The organism is Microbacterium sp. Clip185 (genome assembly GCF_028743715.1).
Taxonomy (GTDB): domain Bacteria; phylum Actinomycetota; class Actinomycetes; order Actinomycetales; family Microbacteriaceae; genus Microbacterium.
Window position 1 is genome coordinate 1,220,459 of the sequence record NZ_CP117996.1, and the last position, 18,924, is coordinate 1,239,382.

The window sequence follows — 18,924 nt, forward strand, 5'->3', positions numbered from 1 at the left end:
TCACACCGCCGCGGCGGCGAGGGAGCGCGACTCGGCGAACGCGACGCGCTCGGCGGCCTCGCCCTTCTTGCCCACGTTGAACGACGACACGGGGCGGAAGTAGCCCATGACCCGGGTCCACACCTCGCAGTCGGCGCCGCACTCGGGGCAGACGGTGTGCTCGCCGGAGCGGTAGCCGTGTCGGGGGCAGATCGAGAACGTCGGCGTGATCGTGATGTAGGGCAGCCGGAACTTCTCGAGCGCGCGCCGGACGAGCGTGCGGCAGGCAGCAGCCGAGGAGACGGCCTCGCCCATGTAGAGGTGCAGCACGGTGCCGCCGGTGTACTTCTGCTGCAGATCCTCCTGCAGCGCGAGCGCCTCGAACGCGTCGTCGGTGTAGCCGACAGGCAGCTGCGAGGAGTTCGTGTAGTAGGGGTTGTCGTCGGTGCCTGCGTGACGGATGCCGTCGTAACGCCCGATGTCGCTCTTCGCGAAGCGGTACGTCGCACCCTCGGCCGGCGTCGCCTCGAGGTTGTACATCGTGCCGGTGGCCTCCTGGAACTCCACCATCCGGTCACGGATGTGATCCAGGATGCGGGCGACGAGGGCGTGGCCCGCATCCGAGGTGATGTCATCGGCGTCACCGGTGAAGTTGCGTACGAGCTCGTTGAGCCCGTTGACGCCGATCGTGGAGAAGTGGTTGTCGAGCGTGCCGAGGTAGCGCTTCGTGTACGGGAACAGGCCACCGTCGATGTGCCGCTGGATGACGACGCGCTTGGCCTCGAGGCTGTCGCGGGCGATCTCGAGCAGCTCGTCGAGCCGGGAGATGAGGCCCGCCTCGTCGCCCGGGTGTAGATAGCCGAGGCGCGCACAGTTGACGGTCACGACCCCGAGCGATCCGGTCTGCTCCGCCGAGCCGAACAGGCCGTTGCCACGGGCGAGCAGCTGCGTGAGATCGAGCTGGAGGCGGCAGCACATCGATCGGATCATGTGCGGGTCGAGGTCGGAGTTCACGAAGTTCTGGAAGTAGGGCAGCCCGTACTTGGCGGTCATGGCGAACAGGGCGTCGACGGCGGGGTCGTCCCAGTCGAAGTCCTTCGTGATGTTGTAGGTCGGGATGGGAAAGGTGAAAGCCCGTCCGTCGGCGTCGCCGGAGGTCATCACGTCGATGAACGCCCGGTTGATGACCGCCATCTCGGGGGCGAGCTCACCGTAGGTGAAGTCGCACACCTCGCCGCCGATCATCGGCCGCTGATCGGCGAGGTCGTCGGGGCACGTCCAGTCGAGGGTGAGGTTGGTGAAGGGCGTCTGGGTGCCCCACCGGGAGGGGACGTTGAGGTTGAAGACGAACTCCTCGATCGCCTGTCGGACGGCCTCCGCGTCGAGCTCGTCCAGGCGCACGAACGGCGCGAGGTACGTGTCGAACGAGCTGAACGCCTGCGCGCCGGCCCACTCGTTCTGCAGGGTCCCGAGGAAGTTCACCATCTGGCCGAGCGCGCTCGACAGGTGCCGAGGCGGGGCGGACGACACCTTGCCGGGCACGCCGTTGAAGCCCTGCTCGAGCAGGGTGCGCAGCGACCAGCCGGCGCAGTATCCGGCGAACATGTCGAGGTCGTGGATGTGGATGTCGCCGTCACGATGGGCGGCGCCCGCCTCCGGGGCGTAGACCTGGTCGAGCCAGTAATTGGCGATGACTTTGCCGGAGGTGTTGAGCATCATGCCGCCGAGGGAGTATCCCTGGTTGGCGTTGGCGTTGACGCGCCAGTCTCCGCGGGAGAGGTACTCGTCGATCGTGGGGGCGACGGGGACCGAGCGGGCGGTGGTGGACGTGGACATGCAGGCTCCTTCTAGCCGTGGGGTGAAGGTGATCTGCGGTGGTTCGACCACTGTATGTAGGGGTCGAGGGCATTGTCGAACCCATATGTTGGGGAATAACAGCCGGCGCTCGACATCTGCGGGCTGCCGATTGTGGGTGCTCACAGGCCCGCGCGTCGCTGTGGGTCGGTGTTCGTCGTCGGGTGTAGGAGACGCGTCGGATCTCCCGAATGTGTCGGCGGTGGCTCCGGCATCCGCGCGGTGTGCGAGGCTGTCAGCGTGACGATCGAACCCCCCGCCCCCGGAGAGCCGCGCCGGCCGCTCGGGCCGCGGGATCCGGGGGATGCCTGGGTCGTCGCGCCGACGGGGGAGCGCTACTGGGGTCGCTTCGGAGCGGCGGGGCTGCTTGCCGTCGACCCGGTGCGCGGAGTGCTGCTGCAGCACCGCGTGTCGTGGAGTCATCACGGCGGCACGTGGGCCCTGCCGGGCGGCGCGCGCCACGAGGGGGAGTCCGCCTTGGACGGTGCCTTGCGCGAGGCGACGGAGGAAGCGGGTGTGCCGGACGGCGCCGTCAGGCCCCGGCTCATGAGCGTGTTCGACCTCGGCTACTGGTCGTACGCGACGGTCGTCGCCGACGTCGTCGGGGCATTCGACCCGGTGATCAGCGACCCCGAGAGCATCGAACTGTCGTGGGTGCCCGTCGCCGACGTCGACGATTATCCGCTGCACCCGGGCTTCGCTGCATCCTGGCCCGCGCTTCGTGAGCTGCTCATGGTGCGGCCTGTCCTGCTGGTGGATGCGGCCAACGTCGTCGGCTCCGTGCCGGACGGCTGGTGGAACGATCGCGCGGGCGCGGCGGAGCGGCTTGTCGAGCGGCTTCGTGGCCTAGCCGTGCGCGGCATCCCCGGTGACGCCCTCGGACTTGCGGAAGACCGCTGGTACCCGGAGGTAAAGGTCGTGCTGGAGGGGAAGGCCCGTGAGGCCGCTCCGGGCGCCGAGGTGTACTACTTTGCGACCTACACGCGGCCGCTCGTGCACGTGATCCGCGCCGAGGCCGCGGGCGACGACGCGATCGTCTGGACGGCGCGCGAAGAGGCGGAGTGGGGCGCTCGCGTCACGGTCGTCACGAGCGACCGCGAGCTCGCGGCGCGATGCGAGGCCGTCGGTGCGTCCGTTCGCGGCACTCGCTGGCTGCTGGACCTTCTCGAGGACTGAGTATCGATGAGCGCTCCGCGGGACTCGGTCCGCGTCGCACACGTGGTTGCGGCCCCGCCGGATGCCGTCTGGCGCGCACTCACCGTCGACCGGGCTGAGTGGTGGCCGGATCTGCGTTTCGACGCCGTGATCGGCGCGCCGCTCGTCGAGACGTGGATCGAGGCGGGGCGGCAGCGGCAGGCGCATGGGGTCGTCACGAGCTGCGAGGAACCGGGGCTTCTCGCGTTCCGCTGGCGGGAGGACGGATGGTCGGCGCCGCTCGAGGTGACGTTCCGGCTGGAACCTCATGGCTCGGCGACCTCCGTCACGATCACCGAGACGGGTTTTCGCCGCGCGAATGTGTCGCCGACGCTCGCCGACGAGCACGAGGAGGGGTGGAGCTACCACCTCACGCGGCTGGCGCGGGCGTGCGGGATGATCGAGGCGTACCGACCTCGGACCGAACGGACCCCATGAACGATCAGCCCTCTGCTCTGCTGCGCGCGGTTCGTGTCGCGGGCCTGCTCGCCGATCCCGTCGAGGAGGAGGGCGTCGTCCGCGGACCCGCGCGTCTCACCGCCGCCGGCTACGACGTGTCGGTCAATCTCGACCCCGAGCCGGAGTTCGATCCGTTCGACGACGAGGTGGGCACCGAGTCGGTCGGCCCTGCCTCGCTCATCGCCGCGGCGGAGGCTTTCCTCACCATGTGCGCCGCGCAGTGGGAGCGTCTGCTCGACGAGATCCTCGAGGAGATCGAGGAGGGATTCGGGCAGGTCGCCGGGCGTCGGGTGGGGCGCGAGGACCTCGTGATCGAGTGGGTGGCGGTCGTTCCGGACGCGTACCTGGTGTCTTTCCCCGTGCCCCGCGAATCGCCCGAGGCCTTCATCCGCGCGCAGCTCGACGCCGACTTCCGGCTCGACGAGCTCTACGTCGATGACAACGCGGAGGATGACGACGACGATGACGACGACGTGATCGAGTTCACCTCGCTCGAAGCGCTGCTCGATGAGCTCAGCGGCAAGGGCGGTCTTGACGGGGCGGGCGGTCTCGACGGGAGGAAGGCCTGATCGCGTGTTGCGACACGCTTTCCGCACCCGTACCCGTATCCATGCGCGGGCGACAGCGAGTCTCGTCGTACAGATTCCGGCCCGTGGCGGCTGGACGCCGTTTCATCTTCAGAGCGAGCCGAGGGTGACCTTCGCTAGAACGGCGGGCCGGCCGCATCCGTGAAGACCACGCGGGATGCGGGGGAGTCGCGGTGCTGTCGGCCCTGCGGGCTGGTCCACTCGAGCACGCCGTCGGGGCCGAGCCTGACGCGCCACGGCGTCGCATGCTTGAGCGAGTGATGTCGGCGGCAGAGGTGCGCGAGGTTGTCGACGTGCGTGGTTCCGCCGTGGGCCCAGTCGACCGTGTGGTCGATGTCGCAGCGGTGGGTGGGCACGCGGCATCCGGGGAAGCGGCATCGCTCGTCGCGCACCCGCAGCAGGCGCCGCTGGTCTTCGCTGGGCCGGTACCGGTCGACGCCCACGACGTTGCGGGTGACCGGATGCGTGAGAACCCGCGTCCATGCGGCGGCACCCCCGGCGAGGCGGCGGGCGCTCTCAGCGTCGACGGGGCTGACGCCGACGAGCTCGGCGCCCGCATCCGTCGTGCCGAGGAGCGTGGTGGCGGGGATCGTGATGCGCACGTGCGCGTGCACGGCGTCGATACCGGCGTGTGGGGCGTCGGCGGTGTCGGCGGCGGTCGAGGTGAGCAGGAGATCGCTGAGGATGTCGGCGCGCAGCTGGTCGGTCGTGCGCGGATCGGTCTCGGGGTCGTGGGCGTCGCGCACGAGGTGCGCCATCCGCGTGAGGCGATCGTGGGCGCCGTGAGCCTCGATGACGGGCAGGACGGCGGTGAGCTCGGCCATGCCGTCGGGGAGGTCGCGTACGAAGACGCCGCGCTGCATGCGGGCCTCGCGGTGGCGTTCGGTGAGCGGACGCTGCTGCGCCTGCTCGGCCAGCCGGCGGAGAATCGGTCGCAGCCGGTTGACGGAGACCTCGGTGGCGGCCGCCGCAGCACGCTCGTCGTACGCGATGAGCTGCGGCCCGTCGAGTCCGGCGGATGCCTCGTGGATCGTGCGCAGGTGTCGGCGCGAGATGCGGCCCTCGGCTAGGGCGGTGAGGGAGCGCGGTAGCCTGCGGGCGATGTCGGCGGCGTCGTGCAGTTCGTTCTGCATGCCGCGGTCGTTGGCGTGCAGGGCCGTGGCGAACTCGGCGGCGATGTCTCGCAGCGGCATCTCGTGCGCGCGGGCCGACGGATCGGACAGGCGGGAGGTGCGGTCGGCGGCGATCTGGCGGGCGGTCGCGAGCAGATTTAACTCGAGTGCTTCGAGGGCGGCGATGGATGCGCGGGTCTTCTCCAGGCCGGCGAGCAGACCCTCGAGCATCGCCGCTTCGGCGTCCTCGGGGCTCATCGCCGCTCCATCCTTCATGACTGAAGTCTGACACCGACCTCCGACATCGCCGGGGCCTGATCAGTCGTCGGCGGAACGCCCCCGGAGCCGGTCGATATCGCGCCTCTCGCGCTTCGTCGGACGCCCCGCGCCGCGGTCTCGGACCGGCACGAAGGCGGTCAGCTCGCGCGGCGGAGGCGGGGGAGTCTTGTCTTCCGCGGCGAGGGCGGCGAGGGGTGCGCTGACGCGCTTCACGATGGTCTGACGCACGACGAGGATGCGGTCGAAGCCGGCGATCCGCACGCGCACCTCGTCGCCGGGGCGCACGAGCTGCGCGGCCTTCGCGCGGTCGCCGCCGATGCGCACGTGGCCGGCGCGGCAGGCCGTCGTGGCGGCGGATCGCGTCTTGTAGACGCGGACGGCCCAGAGCCACGAGTCGACCCGAACGGGGGATGCCGCATCCGTCATCCCTCCATCCTGGCGGATGCGGGCTCAGCCGAGGTCGAGCGCGACGATCGGCCTGTCGGCGCGGGGGCGCGCGGTCTCGACGAAGCCGGCATCGAGGAAGGTCGTCAGTGCACCGTGAAAGAGCTCGTTCGATGAGGTCTTGATCGCGGCGGTGTCGACCGGGTAAGCCTCGACGAGGCGGGCGCCGTTCTCGCGGGCGAAGGCGACGGCCGCGTCGAGGAGGCGACGGGTGAGGCCCTGTCCGCGGAACTCCTTGCGCACGGAGAAGCAGCTGATGGCCCAGGTCGTGTCGTCGGTCCAGGGCTCGGGGGAGGTCTTGCCGTAGAGCTTCGTGCGCGCGAGTCGCTCGTGGGCGGGGCGCGGGCCGACGCGCACCCAGCCGGCGCCGACGCCGTCGACGGTCGCGACGAGCCCGGGCGCGACGGATGCGGCCGTCTCGTCGCGCAGGATCTCGGTCTTCTCCTCGACGCTCAGCGCGCTGAACCGGCTGCCCGGCATCATCCACCACTGGCACTGACACGCCCGGCCGTCGCCGCCTCCGGTGAGGGCGCTCTCGACCTCGTCGAAGCGTTCACTCGTGGCCGGAAGCACCCGGATCTGGCTCATGTCGCGACCGTACTCCCCGCCGTGGACACGCATCCACCGCTTGCGCCGCCGGACGCGTTCGCGGCATGCTCTCGGACCGGCTAAGATGGTTGAGTTGCCCGCGCGCGGGCGGCTCCGGGATGTGGCGCAGCTTGGTAGCGCACTTGACTGGGGGTCAAGGGGTCGCAGGTTCAAATCCTGTCATCCCGACCGGAACGAGAAAGGGTCCGCCTTATGGCGGGCCCTTTTTCGTTGCCGCGAGCGGATTATTCAGGCGGGGTCCCCGCGGGCCGAGGCTCCGCGTCCCGCGTAGCGGGGCGTGGAGTGCCCGTGGGGCGCATCCCGACCGGAAACGTAGAAGGGTCGGCCGACAAGCTGGCCCTTCTGCGTCTGTCGCGAGGGATCGCAAGGCGGGACGCTCGCAGGCGGAGGTTTCGCGTCAGCAGTGGCCGTGCTCGGCGCAACTGTAGGCGGTTCGGCCCGCGATCAGGCGGCGGATCTCGTTCGGCACTGGGCTATCGGGCAGCGATCGTCTTGGCCTTTGGCTGCTGGAGGTCATGGCATCCTCCTCTCTCGTGCCGAGCGATTCGCACGGTGGTGCGGTCTGGCTCACTGCCGACAGGTTGTGGCGGTGGCAGGGGGGTGCTCCACTATGGGTGCTGCTCAGGCGATCGTGATCGCGACATCGAGGTTGTTTCGGGTGGCGTGGGAGTAGGGGCAGATCTGGTCTGCGGCGTCGACGAGTTCATGCGCCTGGTCGGCGGGGATACCGGGGAGCGAGGCGGTGAGGGCGACGGCGAGTCGGTAGGCGCCCTCGGTGTCGGCTCCGATGCTGACGCGGGCGGTCACGCTGGTGTCGTGGAGAACGATCTTGCGCATGCGCGCGGCGAGCTGGAGGGAGCCGTGGAAGCAGGCGGCGTAGCCGGCCGCGAAGAGGATCTCTGGGTTGGCTGCTCCGCCTGCGCCTCCCATCTCGACAGGGACGCGCATGTCCGTGTCGAGAATGCCGTCGGGTGTGTCGACGTGGCCGGAGCGGCCGTCTCCGCGAGCGGTTGCCTCAGCGGTGTAAAGGATGTTCATGGGTGTTCCTTTCGTGGGGTGGCCCGGAGGGCGCGGGAGGGGAGCAGGGATGTGACGGCTGCGATGGCGGCGAGCAGCGTGGCGATGAGGAAGGTGCTTCGTGTGGCATCCAGTGAGCCGCTCGCTGCCGTGTCTGCCCCGGCAGTGAGCGAGGTATAGAGGGCGGCCATGGCGGAGGCGCCGGTGATGAGGCCGAGGTTGCGAGAAAGCCCGAGCGCGCCGGCGACGGTGCCGCGCTGCTCGGCGTCTGTAGCGCCGAGGGTGTGGGTGTTGTTGGCGGCGAGGAAGAGCTGATAGCCGGGCGTGAGGATGACGAGGGCGCCGACGTAGCCGGCCACGCCCCACCATGCGGGCAATGTGGCGAGGGCTGCCGTGCCGATGCTCAGGATGGTCAGGCTGAGGCTGATCATGACGGGTGGTGAGGTGCGGTCGACGAGTCGCCCGGCGAGGACACCGCTGATGGCAGAGGTCACGGGACCAACGCTCATGACGAGCCCGACGAGGGGGAGTGGTAGCTGCAGTCCGTCGTGGAGGGCGTAAGGTCCGACGACGAGTGTGGTCATCATGACTGTCGCGACGAGGACGTTCGTGATCATTCCGGTCCTGATGGTTCGGTGGCGCAGCATCGCTGGGGGGAAGACGGGGGCGTCGGCGCGTCGCTCGACGGCGAGGAAGCCGATCACAAGGGCTGCGGCGCCGATCAGCAGCGGTCCCGTCGGCCAGTTCGGCACAGGCGCAGTGAGTGCGAGGGCGTACGTGGCGATGCCCGCGCTGAGCAGGACGTTTCCGACGGCATCGAAGCGGTGGCGCGGACGAGCGATCGTTCGCGCTGAAGGGACCATCAGGGCGAAGGGCAGCGCCGTCGCCCCGAGAAGGGCCATCATCCAAAAGGGCGAGGCCCACCCACCCCATCCGACGAGCACGCCGCCGAGAGCCGGTCCGAGGGCGGTGCCGACTGCTGACGTGGTGCCGAGGAGCCCCATGATGCGCCCGGTGCGCCCGTTGGCTACGAGGTCCTTCGCGAGCGCGAGGGGCAGAGCCGTCATGATGGCTGCCCCGAATCCCTGGATGGCGCGCGCGATGATGAGCGTCACGAGCGACGGGGCGAGAGCACCGACCGCAGCGCCGACGGTGAAGAGGGCGATCCCCGCGAGTAGCACCCGGCGCCTACCCCACCGGTCACCTGCCGATCCGGCGGCCACGCTTACCGACGTGATCGCCAGCAGATATGCGATGACCACCCACTGCACCTGACCTGGCGTCGCGGTGAATGCCGTCACGAGCGCGGGCAGCGCAACGTTCGCCGCGCTCGTGCCCACCGAGGCGGTGAGTATGGCAAGTGCGAGGCCTGCGATCGCTCTCGATGGTGTGGACATGAACACAGCCTCGATTCGCCAGGTCTAAGGGCGCAACTTAACTTGCCGAAACAGGGATGAGAGTGTTCGATGGTGATCGTGGAGATGACCGACGCGGCGGATGTGCGTTCCGTGCTGAACGGTGTCGGATCGCGGTTGCAGGCGTTGCGTGAGGCGCGGGGGCTGACGCTTGCAGACATCTCGCAGCGGACGGGAGTCTCGTCGAGCACGCTCTCGCGCCTCGAGAACGGACAGCGTCGCGCCAGTCTTGAAGTGCTTCTGCCGCTCGCGCAGGTGTATCACGTACCCCTGGATGAGCTGGTGGGTGCGCCGGAAACCGGCGACCCCCGAGTCAGGTTGCGTCCCCGGCGGGTGAACGGGCGGACGGTCGTGCCGCTCGCGCACCAGCCGGGGATGCCTCAGGCGTGGAAGATCGTGATCCCGCGCGACCACTCGGTACCCCGGCTGAAGACGCATGAGGGCACGGAGTGGCTTTATGTTCTGACCGGGCGGATGCGGTTGATCGTGGGGGAGCGCGACCTCGTGCTGAAAGCTGGAGAGGTCGCCGAGTTCGACACGCGCCTGCCCCATTGGTTCGGCAGCGACGGGCAGATCGAAGCAGAGATCCTCAGCATCTTTGGCCCCCAGGGCGAGCGCGTCCACGCTGGCCAAAGCTGACCATCGGCGTCGCCCTGCGTGACGTCAGCCGCCAAGCAAAGAGGCCGTGCCCGCGGCGTCGATGAAAACGCGTTCGTCGATGGCGCGGCCATCGTCGGCGAAGGTGACGACGGCGATCATCTCGAGGGCGATAGTGCGGACGGTGGGCGGGTAGTCGCCGTGGGGGCCGTCGTGTGTGCCGGTGGGGTACTGGGTGCCCGGGCATTCAGGGGCGGACGGAGCGTTCCGCGATGTTCAGGGCGAGCCTTTCGGGCAGGCGCGGCGCGAGCCAGGAGACGAACGCGTTTCCGCGGCCGTCGACGACCGACGGTCTCCCGCGGCGCAGGGCGCGCAATGCGGTGTCGACGACCTGGTCGGGAGTCCGGCGGCTGCCGACGGCCGCGGCCTCGCCTGCGACGGTGAAGAACGCGGTGTCGGTTGCTCCGGGGCAGAGGGCGAGGACGTCGACGCCGGTGCCGCGGGTTTCGCGCCAGAGGGCGCGGGTGAAGGTGAGGACGTATGCCTTCGAGGCGGAATAGACGGCCATGTGCGGCACGGGCTGGAATCCGGCGGTGCTCGCGACGTTGACGATCGCGCCGCGGCGTCGCTCAAGCATCGGCGGAAGCAGAAGGGTGGTGAGTGCCGTGAGGCTCCGCACGTTGACGGCGATCTGCGTGGTCGCCGACCGCAGTGGCGCGGTGCCGAGGTCTCCGTGGATGCCGAGGCCGGCGTTGTTGATGAGAGCGTCGACCACGATCCGCTCGGTCTCCAGGCGCGCGACGAGAGTTTCAGCGGCGTCCGGGGTATCGAGGTCGTGCGCGAGGACGATGACAGTCACTCCGTGTCGAGCGCGGAGGTCAGCGGCGATCTCTTCGAGCACGTCGGCGCGTCGGGCTACGAGGACGAGGTCGCTGCCGGCGGCGGCGAGGCGGTGGGCGAACGAGTGCCCGATCCCAGAGGACGCTCCGGTGATGAGGGTGGTGGTTCCGGCGGCGATGGTGCGCACGATGCTCCTAATAAACAAACCAGTCGGTCTAATAAAAAGTGACTATAGTGGCAACATGTCCCTACGTCCACATCGCAGCGACGACATCGCTCCCGCACGCCGCGTGGGACGCCCCGCCGGGCCGACCTCTCAGGGAGCTGCGTCGCGCGATGTGATCATCGACGCTGCGGCAGGCGTGTTTGCCCGCCTCGGCTATGACCGAGCCCGCATGGTGGACATCGTGGAGGCGAGCGGGCTGTCGAAGGGGGCTGTCTACTTTCACTTCGACAGCAAAGAAGCCCTCGCGGTCGCAGTGCTCGAGGAACGACACCGCCGATGGCTCGCCGACGTGGAGCGCATCGTTGCGCAGACTCCGTCGGGCGAGCCCCGCATCCGGCGACTCCTGCCCGCGATGCTCTCCCTCCACGACGAGCACTCCGACGCCTGGGTGATCTCGCGCCTCACGCAGAGTCTCGCTGACGCCACATCCACCCGTGACCTCGCCGCAGCGATGACGCAGCGGTGGATCGACGTCGTCGCCGAACTCATCCGCGACGCTCCACTCGGCGCCGACCTCGACCCCGACGCGCTCGCCACCGTGCTCGTCGGCGCCTTCGACGGGCTGAAGGTGACCGTTGACGTCGTGAGCGCGGGCGACCGTGACTCGGCCAGGCGGCTTCTGGCCGAGCGTGGTGCGCTTCTGGAACGGATGCTCTTTCAGGCCATCGGGCTTACCGTGAGCTGAGACGACCCAAACCATCAGCTCCTGCTGGATGTCGCGGGGTCGCAGGCAAGGGTGCAGTATCCCTAAACAGCCATCCTCGTCGCCTCGGCGGCCGACCGCCACAGCCGCTCGAGCCGCTCCTTGTCCGTGGTGTGCTCGGCGGTCGCCGCCTCGGCTCGGTCTCCGAAGTACGTGCCAGTCACCCCATCGAGGTCGGGCGAGGTCGCGACCCAGTACGGCGTGTCTGCACCGTCTGAAGGGTTCGGCAGGTCCGCATCCGTGGCGCCGAACATCGCCAGTGCCTTCTTTGCGAGCCCCGGGATGCCGGTCATCAGTCCGGTCTGGCCGATGATGCCCGGGTGTACGCCGTTCACGGTGATCGCGGTGCCCGCGAGGCGGTCGGCGAGCGCGTAGGCGAGCATGACGTCCATGTTCTTGCTGTGTCCGTACAGGGCGAACGCCTGCAGATCCGGGTCGGGGAACATCAGGTCCGCGGACGTGTAGGTGAGATCGTCCACATCCACCACGAGCCCTGCGGAACCGGCGGGCTCAGCCCCGAGCACGACAAAGCGCGATGCGTGGTTCGGGAACGCTTCGGCCAGCCGGCGGAGCAGGATGTAGGGCGCGAGGAAGTTCACCACGACGGTCAACGGGATGCCGTCGCTGTTGCGCTGTGCCACGGGCGCGACCAGCGCGGCGTTGCTCACGACGACATCGGGCGCGTCCCGGGTGGCGAGCCGGTCGGCGAGAGCGTGGACCTGCGCGAGATCGGCGAAGTCGGCCTGTTCCACGCCGACGCACACGAGGGGAGCGGCCGCGCGCAACTCTTCGGCGACGGATGTGAGACGCTCGGCGCTGCGTCCGACGAGGACGACGTCGTGTCCGTCGTCGACGAATCGGTGCGCGATAGCCGCGCCGATTCCGCTGGTCGCGCCGGTGATGAGAGCTTTCATTCGAGTATCCTTACTTTCAGAACGTGGGTTGACGGTGTCAACCAGGACGAGCATGAACGATCAGGTTGACGTTGTCAACCTGGATGGGAGGATGCGTGGAAGCCACAGCCACGCGGGACCGGTTGATCGAGGCGGCTCTGGATCTCCTCGACGAAGGTGGCCCGGCTCTGGTCACCCTCCGCGAGGTGGGTCGGCGAGCGGGGGTCTCGCACAACGCGCCCTACAAGCACTTCGCGAACAAGGAGGACCTGCTCGCCCAGATCGCCGCGCGGGAGCTCGCGTACCTGCAGGGGGAACTCGCCGCCGACCTCGACAACGGCCTCAGTCCGGAGGAGGCGCTGGCACGGTCGGTCATCCTGCAGACTGCCCGAGCCGTCGAGTTCCCCGAGCGCTACCGCCTGATCTACGGCAGGTGGAACGCGTCCGCCGAACTGGACCGTGTCGCCTTCGAGTCCTCGGCCCTGATGACCTCCACCGTGCGGCACGCCCAGGAGCGTGGGGCCCTGCTCTCCGGCGACCCGGAGCGCATAGCGGCGCTTCTGCGAGCCGCCGGGCGCGGCGCAGCGGAACTCGAGACGGCCGGCCATCTCGCGCCGGACGGTAAGGGCAAGGCGAGTGCCACTGACCTGATCGGTGACCTCCTGCGTCTGCTCAGCAGCAACGGCTGATTTGGGTGGGTTCCCCGCGGGCAGACATTCCCCGTCCCCCGCAGTGGGGCGTGGCGTGCCCACGGCGCGTCCCGACGTGCATCGCGGCAACTGGACCCTGTCCGATCTCCTCTGCTTGACTCGACGTACCCGACGGCCATAGCGAGAGCACTGCGCGGGGACTGTGGCGTGCGGGTCGCGCGGAGGCATCGGGCCAAGGAGAATGCATGATCACTGAGTCAGCGTGGGGGCCGCTGGAGTCTGCTCTCACCGTCCTCGTCTCCCTGGTCGGCCTAGGACTGACCCTGGTCGTCCTCGTGACAAGCGTTCGGCGCGCATTGGGAGTGCGTATCGGGTGGATTCGCGCCGGTCTCGTCTTGTTCCTCGCTTGGGGGATCGGACTTCCCCTGAGCGGAACGCTGGCGGTCGCACTCGGCATCGCCCGTCCCGACGGCTCTCTCATGACGTCCGAGATGGTTGCGGGACTGTTCTTCCTCGCGGTGCTCGCATGGATCTTCGTCGCCTGTCTCGCCACCCTGATCGTCCTCGAGGCGTTCATGCCGACAGGCCACGTGCCAGGGCCGCGCGAGGCGTGGACGCGGTCCGTCCGCGCCACTCGTCGATCCGTTCGTTACGGCCGCATCATCTGGGTCGGAGCGACCACCGGCATGAACGCAGTCATTCGGTCCGGGCCACGAAGCGAGGTCTTCGGAGAGGTGTTCGTGCGCTTCTGCAACCGGGCCGGTGTCACCTTCGTGAAACTCGGTCAGATTCTTGCGACGCGAACCGATCTCTTTCCCGCGGAGTTCACGACTGCGATCTCTGCCCTTCAATCCGATGCGGACCCCGAACCGACCGCGAACATTGTCGCCACCGTCCTCGCCGAGCAGGGCGTCGCTGCCCGAGAGTTGTTCGCCTCATTCGACGAGGTTCCCTTGGGGGCCGCCTCTGTTGCGCAAGTGCACGCGGCGACACTGCGGGATGGTCGTGACGTCGTGGTGAAGGTTCAGCGCCCCGGGGCTCGCGCGCAGGTGGAGGTCGACACCGACATCCTGATCCGGATCGCTCGCACCGTCGAGTCGCGACAGCCCTGGGCGCGCGAGATGGACCTTTCCGGCCTCGCATCGGGTTTCTCTGGGTCGCTCCGCGACGAGCTCGACTACCGTCTCGAAGCGCGCAACACGATGATGGGGGCCGCGGCGCTCTCATCGCACGCGGACATCGTCGTCCCGGCGGTCGTCTCCGAGCTCTCCACTCGGCGGATGCTCGTGCTCGAACGGCTCAGGGGGAGACCCTTGACGGGAGAGGCGGTCGCTGTGCTCGACCCGCAGCGTCGCACCGCCCTTGCTCGCACGCTCATCACCGCGTCCTTGACAACCATCCTGGTCGAGGGCGTCTTCCACGCGGACCTTCATCCGGGCAACATCCTCGTGCTCGATGACCAGCGTCTCGGGATCCTGGATTTCGGCGTCATCGGCGTGCTCGACAGTGAGACTCGTCGGCTCCTCGGCGGGCTGCTTCTCGCGGTCCTCGCGGGCGATGCCGCGCTTGCAACAACCACTCTCACGCTCGCCTTCGAGACTCGTCCCACCTTGGACATGGGGCGCCTCCGTCGCGATCTGGGTCGCGAGATCACGATGCTCCGACTGCAGGATCGCCTCGACGTCGAGGCATTTGCCCGGGTGTTCGAAGTGCTTCGCGCACACGGCATCCGCGTACCCGGAGACGCTGCGGCGGCCGTGAGGACCCTGGTCAACATCGACGGTGCGGTGCGGATCATCGATCCAGCGACCAGTCTTGTCGAGGTTGCGCGGACGATCGCTCCTGATGTCATGCGCGCCCAATCTGATCTGGCGCGGAGCATCCCTGAGATGGCGGGCACCGCCCTCGCGGTGGGCGTCGTGGCCACGAGGCTGCCCGCGCGTCTGGATCGCATCACCGAGGCTCTGGATCGTGCGCCCTTGGGTCGGGGAACGCGGGTCCTCCACGATCCGGACGACAGACGATGGATAGGTGCTCAGATCACCGACGTGCTGACCGCAGGATTTGGGATGATCGCCTGCGTTCTCGCTGTCATCCTGGTCCTGCACACCGGCGGGCCGATGCTGACGCCATCTCTCTCGCTCTCCGCGCTGTCCGGTGCGTTCGTCGGTGCGGGCGGTATGGTGCTCGCGCTCCGAACCCTCGTGCGACTGTTCTCGGTGTCCGGCCGCGTGCGCTCTAGGACCCCGTCGGATCGGGTCGGCTGAACCGAGCCGTCATCGGGCACTTCGACGGCGAGGCGGCGTGCTACCGCAACGGATCGAATTCCCGCCGCGTGAAGCGGTGAAGTGATGGCAACCGAGTCGCTTCACCGGTTACTCACAAGCCCATCGCGCCGAGGCAGCTTTTCCGCCTAGCCTGACGCGAGTACTGACATCTCATCGGGGAGGAAAAGATGAACGTCAAGAAGAATCTCGTCACCGGCTTGCTTGCGCTGGGCATGATCGGCGGCGCGGGCATGATCGCGGCTCCGGGAGCGGCCGCAGTCACCGAGGTCCGTGAGAACTACACGCACTACTCGACCAAGTCCGAGTGCGAGGGCTGGCGGAGCTCGACGCTCAACCGCTTGCGGGCGACGGGGCGAGAAGTGACCGCGTACACGCCCTGCCACTACAACGGCGCCGAGAAGTGGAAGTTCCAGGTTTGGTACATCTGACGGTTACGCACCCTCGGTCGACGCGTCGAAAAAGGCCCGTGCCTGGGCGACGGAATCCATGTGGTCCTCGGCCCACTCCTTGATGCTGATCATCAGGGGGAGCAGATCGTGGCCGAGTCCGGACAGCTCGTAATCGACGCGCACCGGGACGGAGGCCGTGACCGTGCGCACGACCAGGCCGTCGCGTTCGAGCGTTCGCAGAGTCTGGGTCAGCATCTTCGGGCTGATGCCGGCGATCGCCCGCGTCAGCGCGTTGTATCGCTGCGGTCCATCCGCCAGCGCCACGAGCACGAGACCGACCCACTTGTCGCTGATCGTCGCGAACAGTTGCCGCGTGGGGCAGGAGGCGAGGAACGCGTCGTACTGAGCCTTGCGCTCCGTGCGTCGTTCGCGTGCCGTCAGCGTGACCATGTGCTTCTCCTCTGTATGTAACGCACTAAAAGGTACGTACTGACGAGAAGGTAGCACTTTTCCTATCGTGAGTCCGAGGTCGGAACCGCCGGTCTCACTTACTCATGAAGGAGGAATGCTCATGCGCGCAATCGTCGTCTCGAACTTCGGGGGTCCCGACTCGCTTCGTGTGACCGACATCCCCGAGCCGCGCCCCGGCCACGGGGAGGTGCGGGTGAACATCGCCGCTCGTGCAATCAACCCCATCGACATCCTCCTCCGCAGCGGTGCGCTGCGTGATGCCGTGCCCGAGCGGCAGTTCTCCGTGCCCGGGTTCGACTTCGCGGGCACTGTCGCCGCAGCCGGTCCTGGCGTCGCGGGCCTGGATGTCGGGTCCGCCGTGATCGGCATCTCGCCCTGGTTCACAACGCACGCCGGTTCCTACGCGGACGAGATCGTGGTTCCCGCTGACGCGGTCGCCCTCGCGCCGGCCTCGGCGGATGCGGTCGCCGCGGCCACGCTCCCGCTGAACGGTGCGACGGCGTGGCTCGCGGTCGACGCGGCACAGGCTGCGCCGGGTGCAACCGTCGTCGTGACCGGAGCTGCCGGCGGTGTGGGAGGCTTCGCGGTACAGCTCGCCGCGGCTCGCGGTGCGAGAGTGATTGGCGTTGCGGCGCCCGGCGACGCCGATCTTCTCGGTGATCTCGGTGCCACCGCACTCGTGCCGCGCGACGCGGACCTCGCGTCGGAGCTCGCGCGCATCGCGCCACAGGGTGTGGACGCGCTGATCGATGCCGCCTCGCTCGGGCGCATCGACCTTGTGCGCGACGGGGGCCGGTTTGTATCGGTGTTGGCTCCCGCCGCTCCCGCCCCGGAACGCGGTGTCACGATCGAGACCGTCCAGCACACGCCCGACGGTGCTCTGCTCGCCCGGCTTGCCGCATCCGTGGACGCGGGAGAGCTCACGCCGCGCGTCGCTCGGGTCCTCCCGCTCGATCAGGCACCGCGCGGGCATGAGCTCTTCGAGACCGGCGGCGTGCGCGGACGGATCGTGCTCGCCGACTGAACGGGCAACGAGGGGCCGTCGTGCGTGCTTCCGCCGCGACGGACCCTCGTGCGCGACGCCGGGGCCGAAGGTCAGGCAGGCAGATACCGCATGCCCATCCGGTCGAGAACCTCCTCGAGTGTCTGATCGGCGATACGATTCGCCCGCTCGATGCCGGCCGCGAGAGCCCCATCGACGACGTCTGCGTCGTCCGCGAGCGCGGCCCGGCGTCGTCTGTGCTCCGCGAACCGCTCGTTGACCGCCTCGGTCGCGACGCGCTTGAGCTCGCTGCTGCCGCGATCGCCGATCGCCTCCGCGATGTGCTCCGGCGCCGTTCCGGTGCACAGGGATGCCGTGGTTAGGAGCGCAGCCACGCCTGGGCGCCGCTCGGGGTCGAAGGTGATGCGGCGCCCGCCGTCTGTCGTGGCTCGTCGGATCACTGCGGCAGTCTCGTCGTCGCCCATACCGAGCGCGATCGCGTTGCCGTAGCTCTTCGACATCTTCCGCCCGTCCACTCCCGGCACCTCGGGCGAGGCGGTCACGAAGGGTTCCGGTTCGGGGAAGAGTGCGCCGAACCGTTCGTTGAAACGCCGTGCGACGGTCCGGGTCATCTCGACATGTGGCAGATTGTCCTTTCCCACGGGCACCAGGTTGCCCTTGCAGAACAGGATGTCGGCTGCCTGGTGCACGGGATACGTGAGCATGAGTGCGCTGAGCGCGCGCCCTGACGCTGCCGTCTCCGCCTTGACGGTTGGATTGCGGTGCAGCTCCGCCTCGGTGACGAGGCTCAGGAATGGGAGGAGAAGCTGGTTGAGTGCCGGCACCGCAGAGTGCGGGAAGATCGTCGTCGCGGCGGGATCGAGGCCGGCCGCCAGATAGTCGAGCACTGCTTCGCGCACATTCACACCGACGTCGCGTGCCGTGTCCCGATCCGTGATGACCTGGTAATCGGCGAGCACGAGGAAGATTTCGACGCCGCGGGATTGGAGTGCGACCCGCTCGGAGAGGGTTCCGAAGTAGTGGCCGAGGTGGAGTCGGCCGGTGGGGCGTTCGCCGGTGAGCACGCGGAACCGCGACGGCTCGGCCCGGATGCGGCCGTCCAAGTCGGCCATCCTGGCCTGCGTTGCGGTGTATGAGTCCATGAGAGCCCTTTCGAAGTCAGGACTGCACGGAGAGACCGCGGGGGTGCGGGCTGCCGTGCAGCCCGCGGAGATGCGTCACCTGGCTGCTATTGCAGCCACCACGAAGAGATCGACGTACGCATGAGGGGGATGTTACCGCGCCACGTGACCGGCTCTCTGTGTTCCGGATGCGTCGGGGGCGTCGATGATCGCCTGAAGCGAGGCGCCGAGCAGTGTGGCCGCCTCGTCATCGCCGACCCCTGCGAGGGGAGAGATCCCGATCACATATCGCGCGAAGGCGTAACCGAGAATCTGCGACGTGATCAGGCTGGAGCGCAGCGCGGAGTCCGGGAGCTCGCGTGAGAGGAAAGGCAGTGTCTGGGCGGCGAAGACCGCACGCACCCGCTCGGCGGCGCCCTCATCCTCTGCGGACGCGCGCAGCAAAATGCGCAGGGCGCGGCCAGGGCTCTCACCACCCCACATGGACACAGCGTGCCGGGCGAGGGCGTGACCCAGTCGACTTCGCGGCGTCGCATCCACCTTCGGGAGGTCGAGATCGATGCTCGTGGCGGCGAGGAACAGTGCTTCCTTGCTGCCGAAGTACCGGATGATCATCGCGGGATCGATCTGGGCATCCTTCGCGATCGTCCGTACTGTCGTGCGTTCGAACCCATCGGATTCGAAGCGGGCCACAGCAGAACGAAGGATCGCCTCTCGGGAGCGCCGGCCCTTCGGCGTCGGAGCAGGACTGTTAGGGATAGCCATAGGTCTAATTTAGCAACGACTGTTGACTT

The 18,924-nt window shown here is 68.5% G+C and carries 20 protein-coding genes and 1 tRNA gene; 10 read left to right on the forward strand and 11 right to left on the reverse strand.

Features of this window, described 5'->3' with window-relative positions; translation table 11 throughout:
* Positions 1-1,815, reverse strand: coding sequence for a ribonucleoside triphosphate reductase (locus tag PQV94_RS05770; protein WP_274287824.1), 1,815 nt, complete (start codon positions 1,813-1,815; stop codon positions 1-3).
* Between the two features lie 258 nt (positions 1,816-2,073).
* On the opposite strand from PQV94_RS05770, the gene PQV94_RS05775 reads away from it, so the two are divergent.
* Genes PQV94_RS05775 through PQV94_RS05785 form a run of 3 tightly spaced genes read left to right on the forward strand, consistent with a single transcriptional unit; the run spans position 2,074 to position 4,055 of the window.
* On the forward strand, positions 2,074-3,009 hold the full coding sequence (locus tag PQV94_RS05775; RefSeq protein ID WP_274287825.1) for an NUDIX domain-containing protein: 936 nt from the start codon (positions 2,074-2,076) through the stop codon (positions 3,007-3,009).
* A 6-nt stretch (positions 3,010-3,015) separates the two neighbouring features.
* A complete protein-coding gene (locus tag PQV94_RS05780) occupies positions 3,016-3,465 on the forward strand; it encodes an SRPBCC family protein (RefSeq protein WP_274287826.1) in 450 nt (149 codons plus the stop codon).
* Positions 3,462-4,055: a hypothetical protein gene (locus PQV94_RS05785; RefSeq protein ID WP_274287827.1), complete on the forward strand. Its 594-nt coding sequence runs from the start codon at positions 3,462-3,464 to the stop codon at positions 4,053-4,055. The genes PQV94_RS05780 and PQV94_RS05785 overlap by 4 nt, the downstream gene beginning before the upstream one ends.
* 134 nt (positions 4,056-4,189) lie before the next feature.
* On the opposite strand, the gene PQV94_RS05790 is transcribed toward PQV94_RS05785, so the two are convergent.
* From PQV94_RS05790 to PQV94_RS05800, 3 genes are read right to left on the reverse strand one after another with little or no spacing between them, the layout of a single operon-like run.
* Complete coding sequence (locus PQV94_RS05790) at positions 4,190-5,461, reverse strand: HNH endonuclease signature motif containing protein (RefSeq protein ID WP_274287828.1); 1,272 nt, start codon at positions 5,459-5,461, stop codon at positions 4,190-4,192.
* Positions 5,462-5,503: 42 nt separating this feature from the next.
* The gene (locus tag PQV94_RS05795; RefSeq protein ID WP_234073156.1) at positions 5,504-5,890 is read right to left on the reverse strand and encodes an RNA-binding S4 domain-containing protein; all 387 of its coding nucleotides are present in this window, start codon (positions 5,888-5,890) and stop codon (positions 5,504-5,506) included.
* 24 nt (positions 5,891-5,914) lie between these two features.
* Positions 5,915-6,496: a GNAT family N-acetyltransferase gene (locus tag PQV94_RS05800; RefSeq protein WP_274287829.1), complete on the reverse strand. Its 582-nt coding sequence runs from the start codon at positions 6,494-6,496 to the stop codon at positions 5,915-5,917.
* Positions 6,497-6,611: 115 nt separating this feature from the next.
* On the opposite strand from PQV94_RS05800, the gene PQV94_RS05805 reads away from it, so the two are divergent.
* Positions 6,612-6,685 (forward strand) — tRNA-Pro (locus PQV94_RS05805).
* A 453-nt stretch (positions 6,686-7,138) separates the two neighbouring features.
* Here the strand turns inward: PQV94_RS05805 and PQV94_RS05810 are convergent.
* Together PQV94_RS05810 and PQV94_RS05815 are read right to left on the reverse strand one after the other, a co-directional pair.
* A complete protein-coding gene (locus PQV94_RS05810; protein WP_274287830.1) occupies positions 7,139-7,555 on the reverse strand; it encodes an organic hydroperoxide resistance protein in 417 nt (138 codons plus the stop codon).
* Positions 7,552-8,931: an MFS transporter gene (locus PQV94_RS05815; RefSeq protein ID WP_274287831.1), complete on the reverse strand. Its 1,380-nt coding sequence runs from the start codon at positions 8,929-8,931 to the stop codon at positions 7,552-7,554. The genes PQV94_RS05810 and PQV94_RS05815 overlap by 4 nt, the downstream gene beginning before the upstream one ends.
* Before the next feature lie 69 nt (positions 8,932-9,000).
* Here PQV94_RS05815 and PQV94_RS05820 point away from each other — a divergent pair, with 69 nt between their 5' ends.
* Entirely contained in the window at positions 9,001-9,588 is a 588-nt protein-coding gene (locus PQV94_RS05820) for a helix-turn-helix domain-containing protein (protein ID WP_274287832.1), read from the forward strand.
* A gap of 205 nt (positions 9,589-9,793) precedes the next feature.
* On the opposite strand, the gene PQV94_RS05825 is transcribed toward PQV94_RS05820, so the two are convergent.
* Complete coding sequence (locus tag PQV94_RS05825) at positions 9,794-10,573, reverse strand: SDR family NAD(P)-dependent oxidoreductase (RefSeq protein ID WP_274287833.1); 780 nt, start codon at positions 10,571-10,573, stop codon at positions 9,794-9,796.
* A 55-nt stretch (positions 10,574-10,628) separates the two neighbouring features.
* On the opposite strand from PQV94_RS05825, the gene PQV94_RS05830 reads away from it, so the two are divergent.
* On the forward strand, positions 10,629-11,297 hold the full coding sequence (locus PQV94_RS05830; protein ID WP_274287834.1) for a TetR/AcrR family transcriptional regulator: 669 nt from the start codon (positions 10,629-10,631) through the stop codon (positions 11,295-11,297).
* A gap of 62 nt (positions 11,298-11,359) precedes the next feature.
* Here PQV94_RS05830 and PQV94_RS05835 read toward each other — a convergent pair whose 3' ends face one another.
* On the reverse strand, positions 11,360-12,229 hold the full coding sequence (locus PQV94_RS05835) for an SDR family NAD(P)-dependent oxidoreductase (protein WP_274287835.1): 870 nt from the start codon (positions 12,227-12,229) through the stop codon (positions 11,360-11,362).
* A gap of 95 nt (positions 12,230-12,324) precedes the next feature.
* Here PQV94_RS05835 and PQV94_RS05840 point away from each other — a divergent pair, with 95 nt between their 5' ends.
* The 3 genes from PQV94_RS05840 to PQV94_RS05850 all read left to right on the forward strand — a co-directional run bounded on the left by PQV94_RS05840 (position 12,325) and on the right by PQV94_RS05850 (position 15,574).
* Complete coding sequence (locus tag PQV94_RS05840; RefSeq protein WP_274287836.1) at positions 12,325-12,897, forward strand: TetR/AcrR family transcriptional regulator; 573 nt, start codon at positions 12,325-12,327, stop codon at positions 12,895-12,897.
* A gap of 206 nt (positions 12,898-13,103) precedes the next feature.
* Positions 13,104-15,125 (forward strand): ABC1 kinase family protein, encoded by a 2,022-nt coding sequence (locus PQV94_RS05845; RefSeq protein WP_274287837.1) that lies wholly within the window; start codon positions 13,104-13,106, stop codon positions 15,123-15,125.
* A 188-nt stretch (positions 15,126-15,313) separates the two neighbouring features.
* Positions 15,314-15,574 carry a hypothetical protein gene (locus tag PQV94_RS05850; protein ID WP_274287838.1) on the forward strand — a complete coding sequence of 87 codons (261 nt, stop codon included), beginning with the start codon at positions 15,314-15,316 and terminating at the stop codon, positions 15,572-15,574.
* A gap of 3 nt (positions 15,575-15,577) precedes the next feature.
* Here PQV94_RS05850 and PQV94_RS05855 read toward each other — a convergent pair whose 3' ends face one another.
* The gene (locus PQV94_RS05855) at positions 15,578-15,985 is read right to left on the reverse strand and encodes a winged helix-turn-helix transcriptional regulator (protein WP_274287839.1); all 408 of its coding nucleotides are present in this window, start codon (positions 15,983-15,985) and stop codon (positions 15,578-15,580) included.
* A 121-nt stretch (positions 15,986-16,106) separates the two neighbouring features.
* Between PQV94_RS05855 and PQV94_RS05860 the strand changes: the two genes are divergently transcribed.
* Positions 16,107-17,030, forward strand: a complete 924-nt coding sequence (locus PQV94_RS05860) for an NADP-dependent oxidoreductase (RefSeq protein WP_274287840.1) — start codon at positions 16,107-16,109, stop codon at positions 17,028-17,030.
* Between the two features lie 71 nt (positions 17,031-17,101).
* Here PQV94_RS05860 and trpS read toward each other — a convergent pair whose 3' ends face one another.
* Together trpS and PQV94_RS05870 are read right to left on the reverse strand one after the other, a co-directional pair.
* Complete coding sequence (gene trpS, locus PQV94_RS05865) at positions 17,102-18,151, reverse strand: tryptophan--tRNA ligase (protein WP_274287841.1); 1,050 nt, start codon at positions 18,149-18,151, stop codon at positions 17,102-17,104.
* Between the two features lie 132 nt (positions 18,152-18,283).
* The gene (locus tag PQV94_RS05870) at positions 18,284-18,895 is read right to left on the reverse strand and encodes a TetR/AcrR family transcriptional regulator (RefSeq protein WP_274287842.1); all 612 of its coding nucleotides are present in this window, start codon (positions 18,893-18,895) and stop codon (positions 18,284-18,286) included.
* Positions 18,896-18,924: the final 29 nt, after the last annotated feature.

Coding starts and splice junctions, on each gene's coding strand:
- PQV94_RS05770 (WP_274287824.1), bottom strand. CDS start 1,815: ATGTCCACGTCCACCACCGCCCGCTCGGTCCCCGTCGCCCCCACGATC.
- PQV94_RS05780 (WP_274287826.1), top strand. CDS start 3,016: ATGAGCGCTCCGCGGGACTCGGTCCGCGTCGCACACGTGGTTGCGGCC.
- PQV94_RS05785 (WP_274287827.1), top strand. CDS start 3,462: ATGAACGATCAGCCCTCTGCTCTGCTGCGCGCGGTTCGTGTCGCGGGC.
- PQV94_RS05790 (WP_274287828.1), bottom strand. CDS start 5,461: ATGAAGGATGGAGCGGCGATGAGCCCCGAGGACGCCGAAGCGGCGATG.
- PQV94_RS05795 (WP_234073156.1), bottom strand. CDS start 5,890: ATGACGGATGCGGCATCCCCCGTTCGGGTCGACTCGTGGCTCTGGGCC.
- PQV94_RS05800 (WP_274287829.1), bottom strand. CDS start 6,496: ATGAGCCAGATCCGGGTGCTTCCGGCCACGAGTGAACGCTTCGACGAG.
- PQV94_RS05810 (WP_274287830.1), bottom strand. CDS start 7,555: ATGAACATCCTTTACACCGCTGAGGCAACCGCTCGCGGAGACGGCCGC.
- PQV94_RS05815 (WP_274287831.1), bottom strand. CDS start 8,931: ATGTCCACACCATCGAGAGCGATCGCAGGCCTCGCACTTGCCATACTC.
- PQV94_RS05820 (WP_274287832.1), top strand. CDS start 9,001: ATGGTGATCGTGGAGATGACCGACGCGGCGGATGTGCGTTCCGTGCTG.
- PQV94_RS05830 (WP_274287834.1), top strand. CDS start 10,629: ATGTCCCTACGTCCACATCGCAGCGACGACATCGCTCCCGCACGCCGC.
- PQV94_RS05835 (WP_274287835.1), bottom strand. CDS start 12,229: ATGAAAGCTCTCATCACCGGCGCGACCAGCGGAATCGGCGCGGCTATC.
- PQV94_RS05845 (WP_274287837.1), top strand. CDS start 13,104: ATGATCACTGAGTCAGCGTGGGGGCCGCTGGAGTCTGCTCTCACCGTC.
- PQV94_RS05850 (WP_274287838.1), top strand. CDS start 15,314: ATGAACGTCAAGAAGAATCTCGTCACCGGCTTGCTTGCGCTGGGCATG.
- PQV94_RS05855 (WP_274287839.1), bottom strand. CDS start 15,985: ATGGTCACGCTGACGGCACGCGAACGACGCACGGAGCGCAAGGCTCAG.
- PQV94_RS05860 (WP_274287840.1), top strand. CDS start 16,107: ATGCGCGCAATCGTCGTCTCGAACTTCGGGGGTCCCGACTCGCTTCGT.
- trpS (WP_274287841.1), bottom strand. CDS start 18,151: ATGGACTCATACACCGCAACGCAGGCCAGGATGGCCGACTTGGACGGC.
- PQV94_RS05870 (WP_274287842.1), bottom strand. CDS start 18,895: ATGGCTATCCCTAACAGTCCTGCTCCGACGCCGAAGGGCCGGCGCTCC.